At 68.3% G+C, this 16,447-nt stretch carries 18 protein-coding genes and 2 riboswitches; of the genes, 9 read left to right on the forward strand and 9 right to left on the reverse strand.

Annotated features, from left to right (window positions below; genetic code table 11):
* Positions 1-75: 75 nt before the first annotated feature.
* Positions 76-1,014 (reverse strand): threonine ammonia-lyase, encoded by a 939-nt coding sequence (locus tag ACM6LU_RS32145; protein WP_414941575.1) that lies wholly within the window; start codon positions 1,012-1,014, stop codon positions 76-78.
* A gap of 150 nt (positions 1,015-1,164) precedes the next feature.
* Here ACM6LU_RS32145 and ACM6LU_RS32150 point away from each other — a divergent pair, with 150 nt between their 5' ends.
* On the forward strand, positions 1,165-1,875 hold the full coding sequence (locus ACM6LU_RS32150; protein ID WP_414941576.1) for a hypothetical protein: 711 nt from the start codon (positions 1,165-1,167) through the stop codon (positions 1,873-1,875).
* 76 nt (positions 1,876-1,951) lie between these two features.
* Here ACM6LU_RS32150 and thiE read toward each other — a convergent pair whose 3' ends face one another.
* On the reverse strand, positions 1,952-2,617 hold the full coding sequence (gene thiE, locus ACM6LU_RS32155; RefSeq protein ID WP_414941577.1) for a thiamine phosphate synthase: 666 nt from the start codon (positions 2,615-2,617) through the stop codon (positions 1,952-1,954).
* Positions 2,618-2,647: 30 nt separating this feature from the next.
* Positions 2,648-2,755: riboswitch (TPP riboswitch) on the forward strand.
* Between thiE and thiO the strand changes: the two genes are divergently transcribed.
* The 4 genes from thiO (at position 2,749) to ACM6LU_RS32175 (ending at position 5,332) form a co-directional block, all read left to right on the forward strand.
* The gene (gene thiO, locus ACM6LU_RS32160; protein ID WP_414941578.1) at positions 2,749-3,819 is read left to right on the forward strand and encodes a glycine oxidase ThiO; all 1,071 of its coding nucleotides are present in this window, start codon (positions 2,749-2,751) and stop codon (positions 3,817-3,819) included. It overlaps the preceding riboswitch by 7 nt.
* Positions 3,819-4,019 (forward strand): sulfur carrier protein ThiS, encoded by a 201-nt coding sequence (gene thiS / locus ACM6LU_RS32165; protein WP_414941579.1) that lies wholly within the window; start codon positions 3,819-3,821, stop codon positions 4,017-4,019. The genes thiO and thiS overlap by 1 nt, the downstream gene beginning before the upstream one ends.
* Before the next feature lie 10 nt (positions 4,020-4,029).
* Positions 4,030-4,788: a thiazole synthase gene (locus ACM6LU_RS32170; protein ID WP_414941677.1), complete on the forward strand. Its 759-nt coding sequence runs from the start codon at positions 4,030-4,032 to the stop codon at positions 4,786-4,788.
* A 109-nt stretch (positions 4,789-4,897) separates the two neighbouring features.
* Positions 4,898-5,332, forward strand: a complete 435-nt coding sequence (locus ACM6LU_RS32175) for a MarR family winged helix-turn-helix transcriptional regulator (RefSeq protein ID WP_414941580.1) — start codon at positions 4,898-4,900, stop codon at positions 5,330-5,332.
* Here the strand turns inward: ACM6LU_RS32175 and ACM6LU_RS32180 are convergent.
* From ACM6LU_RS32180 to ACM6LU_RS32195, 4 genes are all read right to left on the reverse strand, one after another.
* The gene (locus ACM6LU_RS32180) at positions 5,329-6,129 is read right to left on the reverse strand and encodes an ion transporter (RefSeq protein WP_414941581.1); all 801 of its coding nucleotides are present in this window, start codon (positions 6,127-6,129) and stop codon (positions 5,329-5,331) included. The two genes, ACM6LU_RS32175 and ACM6LU_RS32180, sit on opposite strands and share 4 nt — an antisense overlap.
* Positions 6,130-6,155: 26 nt before the next feature.
* Positions 6,156-6,986, reverse strand: coding sequence for a bifunctional hydroxymethylpyrimidine kinase/phosphomethylpyrimidine kinase (thiD, locus tag ACM6LU_RS32185; protein WP_414941582.1), 831 nt, complete (start codon positions 6,984-6,986; stop codon positions 6,156-6,158).
* A gap of 146 nt (positions 6,987-7,132) precedes the next feature.
* Complete coding sequence (locus ACM6LU_RS32190; RefSeq protein WP_414941583.1) at positions 7,133-7,291, reverse strand: zinc-binding dehydrogenase; 159 nt, start codon at positions 7,289-7,291, stop codon at positions 7,133-7,135.
* On the reverse strand, positions 7,252-7,644 hold the full coding sequence (locus ACM6LU_RS32195) for a zinc-binding dehydrogenase (protein ID WP_414941584.1): 393 nt from the start codon (positions 7,642-7,644) through the stop codon (positions 7,252-7,254). The genes ACM6LU_RS32190 and ACM6LU_RS32195 overlap by 40 nt, the downstream gene beginning before the upstream one ends.
* A gap of 145 nt (positions 7,645-7,789) precedes the next feature.
* Between ACM6LU_RS32195 and ACM6LU_RS32200 the strand changes: the two genes are divergently transcribed.
* Positions 7,790-9,319, forward strand: coding sequence for an alkaline phosphatase family protein (locus ACM6LU_RS32200; protein ID WP_414941585.1), 1,530 nt, complete (start codon positions 7,790-7,792; stop codon positions 9,317-9,319).
* 63 nt (positions 9,320-9,382) lie between these two features.
* On the opposite strand, the gene thiD (ACM6LU_RS32205) is transcribed toward ACM6LU_RS32200, so the two are convergent.
* The gene (gene thiD, locus ACM6LU_RS32205; protein WP_414941586.1) at positions 9,383-10,204 is read right to left on the reverse strand and encodes a bifunctional hydroxymethylpyrimidine kinase/phosphomethylpyrimidine kinase; all 822 of its coding nucleotides are present in this window, start codon (positions 10,202-10,204) and stop codon (positions 9,383-9,385) included.
* Positions 10,201-11,847 (reverse strand): phosphomethylpyrimidine synthase ThiC, encoded by a 1,647-nt coding sequence (gene thiC, locus ACM6LU_RS32210; RefSeq protein WP_414941587.1) that lies wholly within the window; start codon positions 11,845-11,847, stop codon positions 10,201-10,203. The genes thiD (ACM6LU_RS32205) and thiC overlap by 4 nt, the downstream gene beginning before the upstream one ends.
* Positions 11,841-11,971, reverse strand: a riboswitch (TPP riboswitch). Its footprint overlaps the gene before it by 7 nt.
* Positions 11,972-12,213: 242 nt before the next feature.
* On the opposite strand from thiC, the gene ACM6LU_RS32215 reads away from it, so the two are divergent.
* Positions 12,214-14,388, forward strand: coding sequence for a glycoside hydrolase family 15 protein (locus ACM6LU_RS32215; protein WP_414941588.1), 2,175 nt, complete (start codon positions 12,214-12,216; stop codon positions 14,386-14,388).
* A gap of 322 nt (positions 14,389-14,710) precedes the next feature.
* On the opposite strand, the gene ACM6LU_RS32220 is transcribed toward ACM6LU_RS32215, so the two are convergent.
* A complete protein-coding gene (locus ACM6LU_RS32220; protein ID WP_414941589.1) occupies positions 14,711-15,283 on the reverse strand; it encodes a peptide deformylase in 573 nt (190 codons plus the stop codon).
* Positions 15,284-15,441: 158 nt separating this feature from the next.
* On the opposite strand from ACM6LU_RS32220, the gene ACM6LU_RS32225 reads away from it, so the two are divergent.
* On the forward strand, positions 15,442-15,753 hold the full coding sequence (locus ACM6LU_RS32225) for a DUF3263 domain-containing protein (protein ID WP_414941590.1): 312 nt from the start codon (positions 15,442-15,444) through the stop codon (positions 15,751-15,753).
* Entirely contained in the window at positions 15,750-16,409 is a 660-nt protein-coding gene (locus ACM6LU_RS32230) for a LytR C-terminal domain-containing protein (RefSeq protein ID WP_414941591.1), read from the forward strand. The genes ACM6LU_RS32225 and ACM6LU_RS32230 overlap by 4 nt, the downstream gene beginning before the upstream one ends.
* Positions 16,410-16,447: the final 38 nt, after the last annotated feature.

The following is a 16,447-nucleotide window of genomic DNA, read 5'->3' on the forward strand; positions in this document are numbered from 1 at the left end:
CGCGTGATGTCCACCCCATCACGCGTGTTGTCCACCCCATCACGTGTGTCTTCCGTTTGGACACACGTGTCGGCACTAAGCCAGGATCCCGGCCAGCGTGGCCGGGTCCATGTTGCCGCCGGAGACGACGGAAACGGTCTTGCCCTCGGGTAGTTCGCCGCGGTGGAACAGGTACGCGGCGGTCGCGGTGGCGCCGCTCGGTTCGGCGATCAGGCGGGCGCGGTGTGCCAGCGTCCGGACGGTCTCCCGGATCTCCTCCTCGGAAACCGTGATGACGTCGTCCAGCACCGACTGGAGGTGGGCGAAGGTCAGGTCCGACGGCTGGGCTCGCAGGCCGTCGGCGATGGTCCGCGCCCGCAGGTCCATCGGCCATTCGATCCGCCTGCCCGCGCGCAGCCCCTCGGCGGTGTCGGCCGCGAGTTCGGGCTCGACGCCGATGACCTTCGCGCCGGGGAGCAGCGCCTTGATCACCGTGCCGACGCCAGAGGCCAGCCCGCCGCCGCTGAGCGGGACGAGCACGACGCCGGCGTCCGGCAGGTCTTCGGCGATCTCCAGGCCGATCGTGCCCTGTCCGGCGATGACGTCGCGGTGGTCGAACGGCGGGATCATGGAGAGGTTCCGTTCGTCCGCGACGGCGAACGCGGAGGACTCCTGACGGTCGATCGGGACCTCGATGACTTCGGCGCCGAGTGCCTTGGTCGCTTCGACCTTGGCGCGTGGTGCGACGTCCGGAACGATGATCACCGCGGGAATTCCGAACCGTTTCGCCGCGTAAGCGACCGCTTGCGCGTGGTTACCGCTGGAGAACGCGACGACGCCGCGAGCGCGCTGAGCTTCGTTCAGCGCGGCGATCGCGTTATACGCGCCGCGAACCTTGAAAGCGCCGATCGGCTGCAGGCTTTCCGGCTTGAGCCACAACGGTGCCCACGACTGTTCCAGTAGCGGCGTGCGTACGGCGGCACCTTTGATCCGGCTCGCCGCGTCGCGGATTTCCTCGATTGAGACCAGTTCCATACGCCTGATCATGTCAAGGAATTGTGAACCATGGACAGTCCTTTTTGGACAGACGGCGTGGCGCTCCTCACGTGTGGACAACGAAGGGAGCATCCCGCGCGCCTTATTCGTTAGGACCGGTTGAGAATCGACTAGCTGCAGAACGGGATCATGACCAAGGAGACTTCCGAGAAGGACACCGAAAAGACGGAAAAGCAGGGGAGGATCGTCCAGGTGACGGCGGCCGCGATGGCCGCGATCACCGCGGCGCTGCTGGGTTCCACGCTCGGCGTGGCCGGAACGGTGGCGGGTGCGGGACTGGCGAGTGTCATCACGACGCTCGGCGGCGAGCTGTACCTCCGTTCGCTGCAACGCACGAAGGACGCGGCGCTGAAGGCGCGCGTCGTGCTGACGGTGCCGGGACGGCGCCGGGTGCTCGACCCGTCGGAACAGGAGACCGTCCGGCTCACCCCGACGGGGGATGAAGAGGCCTCCGAGCGGAAGTTCAAGCCGCGCTGGGCGGTGATCGCCGGGGTCAGCCTGGTGGCGTTCGTGGTGGCGCTCGTCGCGATCACCGGCTTCGAGGGCGCGACCGGGAAGACCTTCGGCGGCGGGACCGGGACGACCATAGGGAAGTTCATCGGCGGCGGGCAGGCCCAGGAGCGGCAGGACAAGCACGACACTCCGCCGGCGACGTCCCCTTCGGAGACCCAGGACGAACAGCCCGAGAAGACGCCTTCGAGCACGTCGACTCCGTCGACGACGCCGACGGCTCCCACCACCACCGAGGCTCCTCCGACGACGCCTTCGACGACTCCGTCGACTTCTCAGGCGCCCCCGGCGACCCGTTCGGCTCCCGCCTCCGGCACCCCCGCGCCGTGACCCCCTCCGCAACTCGTCCTCTAGTTGCGGTAGTTCGCACCACCAACTACCGCAACTAGAGGACGAAACGCGGGGGTCAGGCGAGGGCGGAGCGGAGGGTGCGAGCGGCGGCCTCGGGGTCTTCGGCCTCGGTGATCGCCCGGACGACGACGATCCGCGACGCCCCCGCGTCCAGCACCTCGGGCAGCCGTTCGGTGTCGATCCCGCCGATCGCGAACCACGGCCGCGACGTCCCGAAAGCCGCGGTGGAGCGCACCAGGTCGAGCCCGGGAGCGGACCGGCCCGGCTTCGTCGGCGTCGGCCAGCACGGGCCGGTGCAGAAGTAGTCCACGCCGGGCTCCTCGGCGGCGGCCTTGGCCTGCTCGGCCGAATGGGTCGACCGGCCGATCACCACGTCGTCACCGAGAACGCGACGCGCCAGCGGCACCGGGATGTCGTCCTGGCCCAGGTGCAGCACCTGCGCGCCGACGGCGAGCGCGACGTCCGCGCGGTCGTTCACCGCCAGCAGCTTGCCGTGCTTCTCGCATGCTTCCGCGAGTACTTCCAGCGCCGCGATCTCGTGTTTCGCCTCGATCGGGGCGCCGCCGGACTTGTCCCTCAGCTGGATGATGTCGACCCCGCCCGCCAGTGCCGCGTCGGCGAATTCGGCGAGGTCGCCGCGGCCGGACCGGGCATCGGTGCAGAGGTACAGGCGGGCATCCGCGAACCGGGCGCGGATCTCCGAACCAGACAGGGTGGGCATGGCGGCGACGGTACTCGCGCGCTACGGTGGGGTGGTCCGCACGGGAGCCCGAGGACGGGCTGAGAGGGAGCCGAAACCGCTCCGACCGTGGAACCTGATCCGGGTCATGCCGGCGCAGGGAGCGTGCGTTCATGAAGGAACTTTCGGTAGTCGGCGGCGGGGTCATCGGCCTCTCGGTCGCTTGGCGCGCGGCCGCGCGCGGCCATCACGTCACCGTGTACGACCCCAAGCCTGGGCGCGGAGCGTCGTGGCTCGCGGGCGGCATGCTCGCACCGGTCACCGAGGCCTGGCCCGGCGAGGAGACTGTCCTCACCCTCGGCGAAGCTTCGCTGCGGCGCTGGCCGGATTTCGCCCGTGACCTGGCCGAAGAGGGCGTTGACCCAGGCTTGTCGACGCACGGCACGCTCGTCGTCGCGCTGGACAGCGCCGACGCGGGCAACCTCGAAATGCTCGCCGCGTACCTCGCCGAACTCGGCCGCGAGGTCGAGCGGTTGACCGGCCGCGAGGCCCGGCGCGCCGAACCCGGTCTCGCCGCATCCGTCCGAAGTGGACTGCTCGTGCCCGGCGATCTGGCCGTGGACAACAGAAGGCTGCTTCACGCGCTCAAACACGCCTGTGGCAGGCACGGAGTCGAATTCCGCCACGAGACCGTCACCGGCCTCGACGACTTCGGCGTTGTCGTCCTCGCCGCCGGCGCCTGGACCGGGCGCCTGCACCCCGCGCTCGCCGACGCCGTCCGCCCGCTCAAGGGCGAAATCCTCCGGCTGAGGCCGCGCCGGGGTTGCCTGCCGCCGCCGCGCCGGACCGTCCGCGCGATCGTCGAGGGCCGCCCGATCTACCTCGTCCCGCGTGAAGACGGCGAGGTAGTGCTCGGCGCGACCCAGTACGAGGCCGGTTTCGACGAGACCGTCACCGCGCGCGGGGTCCGCGAGCTGCTCGAAGGCGCCGAGCGCGTCCTCCCGAGCATCGCCGAGTACGAACTCGTCGAGACCGCCGCCGGGCTTCGCGCGGCGAGTGTCGACACGATGCCCTTCATCGGTGAGCTCGGCGAAGGCGTCTTCGCCGCGACGGGCCACCATCGCAACGGCCTCCTGATGGCCCCGCTCACCGCGGACGCCGCGGTCGCGTGGCTGGACGGCGGGCCGTTGCCGGACGAGGCCGCGGCGGCCACGCCGTCGCGGGGAAGCGAGGAGCGGGTGTGATGGAGATCCAGGTCAACGGCCAGTGGCGCGAGTTCCCCGACGGGACCACCGTCGAGGGCGTGCTCGAGGCGCTGGGCACGGCGACGAAGGGGGTCGCGGTCGCGGTGGACGGCGTGGTCGTCCGGCGCGGCGAATGGCCGGAAGCAGTGGTGCGCAACGGCGCCAGCGTCGACATCCTCACCGCTGTTCAAGGAGGCTGAAATGTCCGGTATGGACGGCGACCACCTCGTCATCGGCGAGCACAAGCTCACGTCGCGGCTGATCATCGGCACCGGCGGCGCGGCGAACCTCGCCGTGGTGGAACGCGCGCTGGTGGCGTCCGGCACGGAACTGACCACCGTCGCGATGCGCAAGGCCGACGCCGAAGGCGGCTCCGGTGTCCTCGAACTGCTTCGGCGGCTCGGCATCCGCCTGCTCCCCAACACCGCCGGCTGCCGGACGGCCGCGGAAGCCGTCCTCACCGCCCGGCTCGCCCGCGAAGCGCTCGAAACCGACCTCGTCAAGCTCGAAGTCCACGCCGACGACCGCACGCTGCTGCCGGACCCCTTCGAGACCCTCGAGGCCACCGAGCAGCTCACCGCGGACGGTTTCACCGTGCTGGCCTACACCAACGACGACCCCGTCCTGGCGCTGCGACTGGAGGAAGCGGGCTGCGCGGCCGTGATGCCGCTCGGCGCGCCCATCGGCACCGGTCTCGGCATCCGGAACCCGCACAATATCGAGCTGATCGTGTCGCGCGCGGGTATCCCGGTGATCCTCGACGCCGGTATCGGCACCGCCTCGGACGCGACGCTGGCGATGGAGCTCGGCTGCGACGCCGTGCTGCTCTCCACCGCCGTGACCAGGGCCGCGGACCCGGAACGGATGGCGTCGGCGATGCGCGCGGCCGTCATCGCCGGACGGCTTGCCGCGGGGGCGGGGCGGATCCCGCGGCGGTTCTGGGCGCACGCCTCCAGCCCGCCCCGATAACCCTTTTGTACGGTTCACGGACTTGACAGCGAGTACGCACCGGAAGCCCGTATGGTTGACGGCACTCTCCGGCGGCGCACCCGCCGCCGTGTACCCAGAGGAGCCAGTGGTGACCACGTCAGCGGTCCAGGATGTTTCGGGCAGATTGTTCCTGGCGGTGGGCCGGTTGTCCCGGTCACTGCGCCAGGCGGGGGTGCCCGGACCAGGCCACGGCGCGATTTCCGCGCTCGCGACGCTCGTGAACTACGGTCAGCTTCGTCTGGGTGATCTCGCGGCGAAGGAAGGCGTCGCCGCGGCGACCATGTCGAGGATCGTCGCTTCGCTGGTCGAGGCCGGCTACGTCAGCCGTGAGTCGGACCCGATCGACAGGCGGGCCTGGCTCGCGGAGGCGACCGAAGAGGGCGAGAGGCTGGTTTCCGGCGTCCGGTCGACGCGCGTGCACGAGCTGGGGATGCGCCTCGACCGGCTGACTCCCGAACATCAGGCGGCGCTCGCGGCGGCTCTTCCGGCGCTTGAAGCGCTTATCGCGGACGACGACCGCTAGGAGCTCTGGCGTAGCGCTGTGACTTCGGCGCGAAGAGCCCGAAGCTCATCCAGAATCTCCTTGTTCGCCAGAGCCTGGGTTTCGGCCTGCTTCGCCTCTTCTTCGCGGATGTCCTGGCGAAGCTCGTCTTCCATTCCGCTGACCACGACGGCGATGAACAGGTTCAGCACGGCGAAGCTGGACACGAGGATGTAGACCACGAAGAACACCCAGGCCATGGGTGCTTCCTTCATGATCTCCTTGGCGATGTCCGGCCACGCCTCGCCGGTCATCACCTGGAACAGGGTGAACAGCGAAGTGCCGAGGTCGCCGAAGTTGTCCGGCGAGATCGCGCCGAACAGCTTCGTCGCCATCACGCCCGCGACGAAGACGATCAGCGCGAGCAGTGCGGCGATCGACGCCATCCCGGGGATCGCCGCGAGCAGCCCGGTGACGACCTTCCGCATCGACGGCACGACCGAGATCAGCCGCAGCACCCGCAGGACCCGCAACGCCCGCAGCACCGCGAACGGCCCGGTCGTGGGGATCACCGCGATGCCCACGACGAGCAGGTCGAAGATGTTCCACGGGTCGCGGAAGAACTTCGCGCGATAGGCGTAGAACTTCGCGCCCAGTTCGAGCACGAAGATCCCGAGCGCGATGTGGTCGACGGTGTGCAGCAGCGGCCCGTACTCCGCGAGCATCCTCGTCGAGGTCTCCAAACCGAGCGTGACGGCGTTGAAGACGATCACCGCGATGATGAAGTGCTGAAAGCCGCGGGCCTCGACGACCTTGGCGACCCGCTCGCGTCCGATCACGGCACAGATCGTAACGGGACGTGTTCTCAGTGCTCCGGCGCAAGCCGCCAAAACGCCGAAACCGGGCCGACCTTCGCGCCCATGGGGTAGGCGTTTTCGACCGCGTGTGAGACGAACCACTTGCCGTAGCGCGCGGCCTCCACGACGGACATGCCCTTCGCGAGACCGGCCGTCAGCGCCGACGCCATCGTGTCCCCGGCGCCGTGCGTGTGCGGGGTCGCGAACCGCTCGCCGGGCAGTTCGACGAACGTGGAACCGTCGAAGAGCACGTCGACGCATTCCGGGTCGGAGACGAGGTGACCGCTCTTCACGAGCACGTACTTCGGGCCGAGCCGGTGCAGGACGACCGCCGCCTGGTGCATTTGCTCGCGGGTGGTCACGGTCATCCCGGTCAGCAGCCGGACCTCGTCGAGGTTCGGTGTGAGGACGGTCGCGCGGGGCAGGAGTTCGTCCCGCAGCGCCACCAGGCCGTCCTCGTCGAACAGCGGATGTCCGTGCATCGACGCGGCGACCGGGTCGACCACGAACGGCACCTTCCGGTCGCGCCCGATTTCCGCCTTGTCGCAGGCCGCGGCCACGGCGTGGATGATCTCGGCCGAGGCGAGCATGCCGGTCTTGGCCGCGTTGACGCCCATGTCGGCCGCGACGGCCTCGATCTGCCCGGCGACGATCCGCGCCGGGATGTCGGTGCGGTCGTGCACGCCGAGGGTGTTCTGGACGGTCACCGCGGTCACCGCGACCAGGCCGTGCACCCCGCAGGTGAGGAACGTGCGCAGGTCCGCCTGCAGACCGGCGGCGCCGCCGGAGTCGGAGCCTGCGATGGTCAGCGCGGACGGCGGGCTCGGATTTTCGCTCATGGGTCCATTTTCCCGACTGGTCCACCGTCCTGCCCCGGCGGCGGACGTCGCGAAAGCCACTTTCGGGACATGTGGTGTCCCGATAGTGGCTTTCGCGACACCCCGGAGTCGATACCGGCACGCGGCCCGAGCCATCTGTCGCGCGGTTAGACCGTCAGGACGAGCTTTCCGGTGACACGGCCGACATCGTGGGCCTTGGTGACGTCCTCCAGCGGGAAGGTCTGGTCGACGTGGACGCGCACATCGCCCTTCTCGATCAGTTCGGTCAGCGCCAGCAGGCCGAACTGATCGGGTTCGGCGGGCATTCCCGACGTCCGCACTCCCAGCTTTTCGGCCTCGCGGTGACGGCCTCGCTCACGCCGACGGGAACCGCGATGAGCAGGCCGCCCGGCTTCGCCTCGTCCAGCCAGCGCAGGTCGCTCTGCTCGCCGACCAGCCCGAACACGACATCCACCTCGGACGCCGTCGCGATTTCGTCGTGGTAGTCGATCGGCTCGTTTACACCGAGGTCGCGGAGGAAGTCGTGCTTTCCGGCGCTCGCCGTGCCGAGGACGTACGCGCCGCGCGCCTTCGCCACCTGAACGGCGAGGTGGCCCACCCCGCCCGCGGCGGCGTCGACCAGCACCCGCTGTCCGGGCTGGACGTCGGCGATGTCCACCTGGAGCCCGCGAGGCCTACGACTCGCGGGTGATGGAGCCCGTCGGCTGAAGTCCGTCCGGCGGGCACCCGGACTTCACCGGGAAGTCGATTCGCCACACTAACTTGACGAACAATTGGTACGGATAAGTTATCCGGAGGCTTTTGTGCGCAGAACGCTTTCCCTCCTCTCGGCCATGGTGGCCGTCGCCGGGCTCAGCTCGGGCCTGACCGACAGCTTCGCGGCGGCCGAGGCCAAGGCGCCGAAGGTGCTGGTCATCGGCCTGGACGGCGCCCGGTTCGACAAGCTGATGGCCGCCGACACCCCCAATGTCCACGCGCTCGTGAAGCGCGGGTACGCCTCGCGGAGTTCCCTGTACGGCAGTGGGATGGCGCCGACGGTCAGCGGTCCGGGCTGGTCCACGATCCTCACCGGCGTCTGGCCGGACAAGCACAAGGTGAAGGACAACTCCTTCGCCGGCAACGACCTCGCCTCGCACCCGAGCTGGCTCGCCCGTGCCGAAGCCGCGAACCCGGCTCTCGACACCTACGCGGCCGTCGACTGGACGCCGATCAGCGACAAGATCCTGCGCACCGGCCAGGACCGCAAGTTCGTCCAGAACGGCGACAGCGCCGGCTACGAGAAGACGGACGAGCAGGTCGCCGTCGACGCGGAAAAGCACCTCAGACAGGACAAGGCCGACGCGTCGTTCGTCTACTTCGGACAGACGGACATCGCGGGCCACGACCACGGCGCGGATTCCTCGCGGTACGAAGCCACTTTGCGCACCGACGACGCGTTGATCGGCCGGTTGCTCGCCGCCGTCGACGCGCGGTCGAACCGTGGAAGCGAGGACTGGCTGATCATGATCTCCGCCGACCACGGCCACACCCCTTCGGGCGGTCATGGCGGCGACACCCCCGAAGAACGGATGACGTTCGTGATCGCCGCGGGCGGCGCGGTCCCGGCCGGAATCCCCGCTGTGGCACCGAAGATCATCGACATCGCGCCCACGGTGTTGCGGCACCTCGGTGTCGCGGCTCCGGCGGCCTACGACGGCTACCCGCTCGGTGCCGCGCCTTCGGACGTCTTCGACACGGCTGTCTTGAAGCCCAGGCAGGACGAAACCGGTGTCCCGTCGGGAGTACTCGGCTGGACGCACGACGCGCCGGGCGGTTGGACCGTGCGGAACGCGTCCGGAATGCCGGCCGGAGTCGCGGAATGGCAGGGCTGGGCCTTCACCAACGACGACTTCTGGACCCGGACGGCTCCCGGCCAGCAGCGCGAGGCGAACGCTCGGGCACGCGGTGTCTTCGCGGTCGCCGACCCGGACGAGTGGGACGACAAGGGCTCGCCTTCCTCGCGCGGAACCTTCGATTCCTCACTGGTATCGCCGGGGCTCGAGGTCAGCGGTAGGTCCACTGTGGACGTCTCGTTCGTCTCGCACTACCGGCAGGACGGGACGCAGCGGGGCGCTCTGACGGCGTCGTTCGACGGCGGTCCCGAGCAGGGCGTGCTGGCCTACGGGCCGGAGTCCGGTACGGCGAACAAGGGCGGCGACGTACTTTCGGTACCGACGTCGGCTTCGGTCAAGGTTCCCGCGGGTGCTCGTTCGGTGAAGCTGACCTGGCGGCTCTACGCGGCGGGCAACAACTGGTACTGGGCCGTGGACGCTCCTCGCGTCACGACTCGGTAGCGGCTGAGATGAACGGGACTTTCATCGCAAATTTCGAGATGAAAGTCCCGTTCATCTCACGCCTCAGGCCTCGCTGAGCCGCCAGAAGGGTGAAACCGGGCCAACGCCCGCCCCCAGTGGATACGACTCCGCCACACAACGCTCGATAAAGCGTTTCCCCGCACTCACCGCGGTAGGCACGTCGGCTCCCTTCGCCAGCGAAGACGTGATCGCGGAAGCCATCGTGTCCCCGCCGCCGTGCGTGTTCCGCGTGTCGAACCGCGGCCCGCTCAACTCGACCCACGTTTCGCCGTCGGACAACAGGTCCACACAGTCCTGGGCCGCGTCGAGGTGCCCGCCCTTCACCAGCACCCACTCGGAACCGAACTCCAGCAACGCTTCCGCCGCTTCCCGCTGGGTCGCCGGACCGGTCACGGGAACGCCGGTCAGCAGCCGCACCTCGTCGAGGTTCGGGGTGATCAGCGTGGCGCGCGGGAAGAGCTCGGTGCGGATCGCCTCCAGCGCCTCCTCGCGCAGCAGCGCGTGCCCGGTCATCGAAGCGGCGACGGGGTCCACGACGAACGGCGTCGAAGTGTTCCGTCCGATGTGGACCTCGTCGAGCGTTTTGGCGACGGCGTCGATGATCTCGGCCGTCGCGAGCATTCCCGTCTTCGCGGCGTCGACGCCCATGTCGGTCGCGACGGCCTTGATCTGGCCGGTGACGACGTCGACGGGGATCTCGCTGAAGCCCTGCACGCCCAGCGAGTTCTGCACGGTGACCGCGGTGATCGCGACCATCCCGTGCACCCCGTTGGCGAAGAAGGTTCGCAGATCGGCCTGGATGCCCGCACCACCACCGGAGTCGGATCCGGCGATGGTGAGGGCGGTCCTGGGGGTTTCCGTCACTGGTTGACCACCGGCAGGTAGACCTTGTTGCCCTGCTCGGCGAACTCGTTCGACTTCTCCGACATGCCTGCTTCGATAGCTTCCACAGTGGACAGTCCGTGCTCCTCGGCGTACTTGCGGACGTCCTGGGTGATGCGCATCGAGCAGAACTTCGGCCCGCACATCGAGCAGAAGTGCGCTGTCTTCGCCGGTTCCGCGGGCAGCGTCTCGTCGTGGTACGAACGCGCGGTGTCCGGGTCCAGTGACAGGTTGAACTGGTCGTTCCAGCGGAATTCGAAGCGGGCCTTGGAAAGCTCGTCGTCCCACTCCTGCGCGTACTGATGCCCCTTGGCGAGGTCGGCGGCGTGCGCGGCGATCTTGTAGGTGATGACGCCGGTCTTGACGTCGTCGCGGTTTGGCAGGCCGAGGTGTTCCTTCGGCGTGACGTAGCAGAGCATCGCCGTGCCGTACCAGCCGATCTGTGCCGCGCCGATGGCCGAGGTGATGTGGTCGTACGCCGGTGCGATGTCGGTCGTGAGCGGGCCGAGGGTGTAGAACGGCGCCTCGCCGGTCAGCTTCTCTTCGAGTTCGACGTTTTCCTTGATCTTGTGCATCGGCACGTGGCCGGGGCCTTCGATCATCACCTGGACGTCGTGCTCGCGGGCGATGTGCGTGAGCTCGCCCAGCGTCTCCAGTTCGGCGAACTGCGCGCGGTCGTTCGCGTCGGCGATCGAGCCGGGACGCAGGCCGTCACCGAGGGAGAAGGTGACGTCGTACTCGCGCAGTATTTCGCAGAGTTCGGCGAAATTGGTGTACAGGAACGATTCCTTGTGGTGCGCGAGGCACCAGGCGGCCATGATCGAGCCACCACGCGAGACGATGCCGGTGACCCGGCGCGCGGTCAGCGGGATGTAGCGCAGCAGCACGCCTGCGTGCACGGTGACGTAGTCGACGCCCTGCTCACACTGCTCGATGATGGTGTCGCGGTAGACCTCCCACGACAGCTTTTCCGGTTCACCGTCGACCTTCTCCAGTGCCTGGTAGATCGGCACGGTGCCGACCGGGACCGGCGAGTTGCGGACGATCCACTCGCGGGTCTCGTGGATCCGCTTCCCGGTGGAGAGGTCCATGATGGTGTCGGCGCCCCAGCGGGTGGCCCACACCATCTTGTCGACCTCTTCCTCCACCGAGGACCAGACGGCCGAATTGCCCATGTTGGCGTTGATCTTCACCAGGAAGTTCTTGCCGATGATCATCGGCTCGCTCTCCGGGTGCTTACGGTTGGCCGGGATCACCGCGCGGCCGCGCGCGACCTCGTCCCGCACGAATTCCGGGGAGCAACGCTCACGTGCCGCGATGTACTCCATCTCGCGGGTGATGACGCCCTGTTTGGCCCAGCCCAGCTGGGTGTTGTGCTCCCGGCCATCGGCCCAGCCCGCGCGCAACCGGTGAAGTCCACTGTGGACATCGATCTGCGCGTCCGTGTCCGTGTACGGGCCAGAGGTGTCGTAAACATCGAAATGTTCGCCGTTGGAAAGATCTATCCGCCTGGCGGGGACCCGGAGACCGGATTCCGTCTGGTTGTAGACCTTGCGGGAACCGGTGATGGGCCCGGTGGTCACGGTCGGCGTGATGTTCTGGGTACCGTTCTCAAGCGTCGTCAACGACGTTCACTCCCTACGCCGGCATTACCCGGTCAGGTTCATGCGGTCGGCGGCACCGGGTCCCCTAGAAAGACACCAGCCGCCCTCTCAGCCCGCCATGGCGCGAGCTCCCGCGGTTGTTTGGTTGTCCCCCGACCATGCCACGCGGAGGCTCCCGCAATCAACCCTCCGGGGGATCGGTCACTCCGAAGCCGCAAGTAGAGGACTGGTTGCGGTCCATGCGCGTGCAACTACCGCAACCAGTTCTCTACTTGCGTGATCGACAAGTCGACAGCGTTAGCGGTTCACCGGTTTGGAGCATGTGCTCGCACGGGATTCACGACAGAATCCTGAGGTTCTGCACCGTTACAGAAGTCTGGGGTGGTTATGCGGAAACTCATGCTCCCGGCACTGGCAGGCGTGCTGATCGCCGGCCTGGTCCCGGCGGTGGCGACGGCACAGGGAGGCGAGGCGCCCGGAGCCCCCGGCGCCCATCCGAGCTGGCTCCCGGCGGACAAGACCGGCTTCGGCACCGCTCGCGACCGGGCGAGCAACGTCTGGTTCACCTTGCAGGGTGGTCGCCTCTCCGAGGTCTACTACCCGGACCTGTCGACGCCGGGTGTTCGCGCGCTCGATCTGGTCGTCACCGACGGGAAGAGCTTCGCCACCGTCGATTCCTCGGCCAGGTCGCAGCAGGTGCGCCGCACCGGCGCCGACGGTCTCACCTACGAGCAGACCATCACCGACGACCAGCGCCGCTGGAAAGTCCGCAAGACCTACGTCACCGACCCGGCGCGCGCGAGTGTGCTGATCGACGTCGACTTCGTCTCGATGACCGGCCGCCCGTACCAAGTGTACGCGGTCGCGGACCCCGATCTCACCAACGAGGGATCCGACGACTCCGCACGCTCCGTCGGGGTGAACGCGGTCGCGGCCGACGCGAAGACCGCGGCCGCGCTGACCGCCGAACCGGCGTTTTCGCGCACTTCCGTGGGCTACGCGGGTTCCTCCGACGGCATCACTCAGCTGACGAAGTCTTTCACACTCAAGGATTACGCGAGCGCGGCCAAGGGCAACGTGCTGCTCACCGGGCAGACGACCGCCGACGGTGTCCGCTCGCGGGACTTCACGCTTTCGCTCGGCATGGGCGCGAAGGACTCCGAAGCGCTCGCCAACGCGAAAGCGTCGCAACGACGAGGATTCGCCGATGCCGCCCGTGCGTACGACCGCGGTTGGAAGCAGTACCTCCGTCAGGTGAAGGACGTGCCGTCGTCCCTCAAGACCAAGCAGGAACGGGACCTCTACAAGGCGTCCGTGCTCATGCTCGCGGCGAGTGAGGACAAGATCCATCAGGGGGCGCTCATCGCGTCGCCGAGCATGCCGTGGCGCTTCGGCAACAACGACCCGGAATGGTCGCCGTCGGGCACCTACCACCTGGTCTGGCCGCGCGACCTCTACCAGATCGCGACCGGCCTGCTCGCCGCCGGCGACCGCGACGCCGCCAACCGGTCGGTCGACTACATGTTCGGCACGCAGCAGCTGCCGGACGGGCATCTGCCGCAGAACAGCCACGTCGACGGCACACCGTACTGGAAGTCCATCCAGCTCGACGAGACCGCGCTGCCGATCGTGCTCGCGCAGCAACTCGGCCGCACCGACGCCAAAACCTGGCAAGGTGTGCGCAAGGCCGCGGAATTCCTGTTGTCCTACAAGGCGGACAACGGTCACGCGTCGCCGTACAGCCAGCAGGAGCGCTGGGAGGAGCAGGACGGCTATTCGCCTTCGACGATCGCCGCGGTGATCGCCGGACTGGTCTGCGCGGCGGATCTCGCCAAGGCGAACGGCGCCGCCGCCGACGCGAAGCGCTACCTCCACACCGCCGACGCGTTCAAGGCGAAACTCGCCCGGTGGACGGTGACCACGAACGGTCCGCTGTCGAAGGACCCGTACTTCGTCCGGCTGACCAAGGACGGCGACGCGAACAACGGCACGAAGTACAACCTGGGCAATTCCAGCGTGACCATGGACCAGCGTGCCGTGACCGACGCCGGATTCCTCGAACTGGTGCGACTCGGCATCTACCGGGCCGACGATCCGGTGATCCGGAACAGCGTCGAGGTCACCGACGCCGACATCGCGTTCACCACTCCGATGGGTCAGTTCTGGCACCGCTACACGAAGGACGGCTACGGCGAGAAGGCCGACGGCTCACCGTGGGACTACACGTTCCCGGCCGAGAGCCGGACCACTTTCGGGCGACTCTGGCCACTGCTCGCGGGGGAACGCGGCGAGTACGACCTCGCCGCGGGTGACCGGGGTACGGCTGCGAAGCGGCTTCGCGACCTTGGCCGCGTCAGCAGCTCTGGGGAAACGATGCCGGAGCAGGTCTGGGACGAGAACGCGCCTTCGGGTCAAACGGGCTTCCCCGCGGGTACTCCGACGGCGTCCGCGACGCCGCTGGCCTGGACGCACGCGCAGTACCTCCGGCTCGCTTGGTCGGTGCAGGCGGGGAAGGTGATCGAGCAGCCGCGGGTGGTGCGGTGCCACTTCCTGGGGTGCTGAGCCCTGTCGCGCTCACGTAGCTCCGTATCGGCGCCGTTGCCGGGTTGAAGTACATGAAGGCCCCCTGCCTACGCCTAGCGCAAGGAAGGGGGCCTTCATGTACTTGGGGAAGGTGCGAAGGTCGAGTTCCCTCGGCTGAGCCGCGGAAGGGGACCTTCGCGCGCCGCCGGTGTGGCTGGTGGGTGGCTGGGGTCAGAGTTGCTGTTCCGGGCTGGGTGAGGGGGCCTTTGAGGGACCCTGGGTCCCTCAAGGAGTCCTTCACGGACCTGCGGGCAGTGACAGCCTCGGCCGCTGCCGAACCGAAAGGGCTCACACGTGGAGGTCAGTCGTCGGCGGGTTCGGGTTGGGCTTCGGGCAGCCAGGAGTTGCCCGGAACGCCCCACTTGTTCGCTTTCAGCATCTTCTTCGCCGCCCGAGCGTGGCGTCCGACCAGCCGGTCGAGGTAGAGGAAGCCGTCCAGGTGATCGGTCTCGTGTTGCAGGCAGCGCGCGAGGTAGCCGCGGCCCTCCACCTCGATCGGGTTACCTTCGACGTCGAAGCCGGTGACCTTCGCCCACGAGGCGCGTCCGGTCGGGTACGACTCACCGGGTGCCGACAGGCAGCCTTCCCAGTCGTCGTCCGGGTCCGGCATCGTCTCCGGGATTTCCGACGTCTCGAGCTTCGGGTTCACCACGACGCCCTTGTGGCGCGTGCCCTCGTCGTCGGGACAGTCGTAGACGAAGACCCGCAGGTCGTGGCCGATCTGGTTGGCCGCGAGGCCGACCCCTTCGGCGGCGTACATGGTCTCGAACATGTCGTCGATGAGCGTGCGCAGCTTGTCGTCGAACTCGGTGATCTCCCGAGTCGGGTTGTGCAGCACTGGCTCGCCGGCGATCACGATGGGATGGACGGTCACGCGCGCAGTTTAGTCGGACCCTTCTGATACACCCTTACCCATGACGCGCCGAAGCCGATATCGAGGCCGGGCGCCGGATCCGTGGTCTAATGGCGCCGCGGAATGACAAGCCTGTGGTTTCACGCCCGCCGAGCACTGACCTGATTGCGAGGAGTCGGATGGACGCCGCGGAGTCGATGGCTGAGCCCGACCAGCCGTCCCCGTTGGAGACCGTGAACGGCCTCGGCGAGCGCGAGCTCGACATGCTCGCTTTCGAACGGCAATGGTGGAAGTACGCCGGTGCGAAAGAACAGGCCATCCGTGAACGTTTCTCGATGTCGTCGACGCGGTATTACCAGCTGCTGAACCGGCTGCTCGAGAAGACCGAAGCCATGCAGGCCGATCCGATGCTGGTGAAGCGCCTGCGAAAGACGCGAGCGGCCCGGCAGCGCAATCGCGCGGCCCGGCGACTGGGGATCGATCTCTCATGAGTCTCTTTTCGGGCCTGTCCCGGCCGATGAAGGCCGCCGGACTGGCCTTGGTCGGTGTCGCTGTGATCGCCGCCGTGATCGGCGGAATCACCCTGACCACCGGCGGCGGTGATTCGGACACGGCCACGCCGCCCGGCACCACGCCCACGACCTCGGACGGCGCGACCCCGCCGTCGTCTCCCGCGCCGGGTTCGCCTCCGGTCGGTTCGCCGCCTGCCTCGTCGGCCCCGCCGTCGAGCGCGCCCGCGAGCTCCGCGCCACCCGGGAGCCAGCCGGGTCAGCCCGGGCAGACCGGCCAGCCCGGTCCGGGGCAGCCCGGTCCGGGCCAGCCCGGTGGCGATCAGCAGGCGTCGCACAAGTGGGTGACCGTCCGCGTCTACAACAACAGCACGATCCAGGGCCTCGCCGAGAAGGGGGCGAACGACTTCCGCGCCTCCGGCTGGAACGTCACCGAGATCGGCCCCCATCAGGGCAGGCTCGAGAAGAGCGCGGCCTACTTCCGGCCGGGCACCGACGAGGAAGCCGCCGCGAAGGCGCTGGCGCTGGAGTTCGGGATCCAAGCCCTGCCGAGGTTCGAGGGTATTCAAAACGCGGCCCCGGGTGTGATCGTCATCCTCACCAAGGACTACAACACCAACGACAAGGACGGCTCCTAGCCGATACGTGAAAGGCCCTCTTCCCACTGCGAGGAAGA

The organism is Amycolatopsis sp. cmx-11-51 (assembly GCF_047608665.1).
In the GTDB taxonomy this organism is placed as follows: domain Bacteria; phylum Actinomycetota; class Actinomycetes; order Mycobacteriales; family Pseudonocardiaceae; genus Amycolatopsis.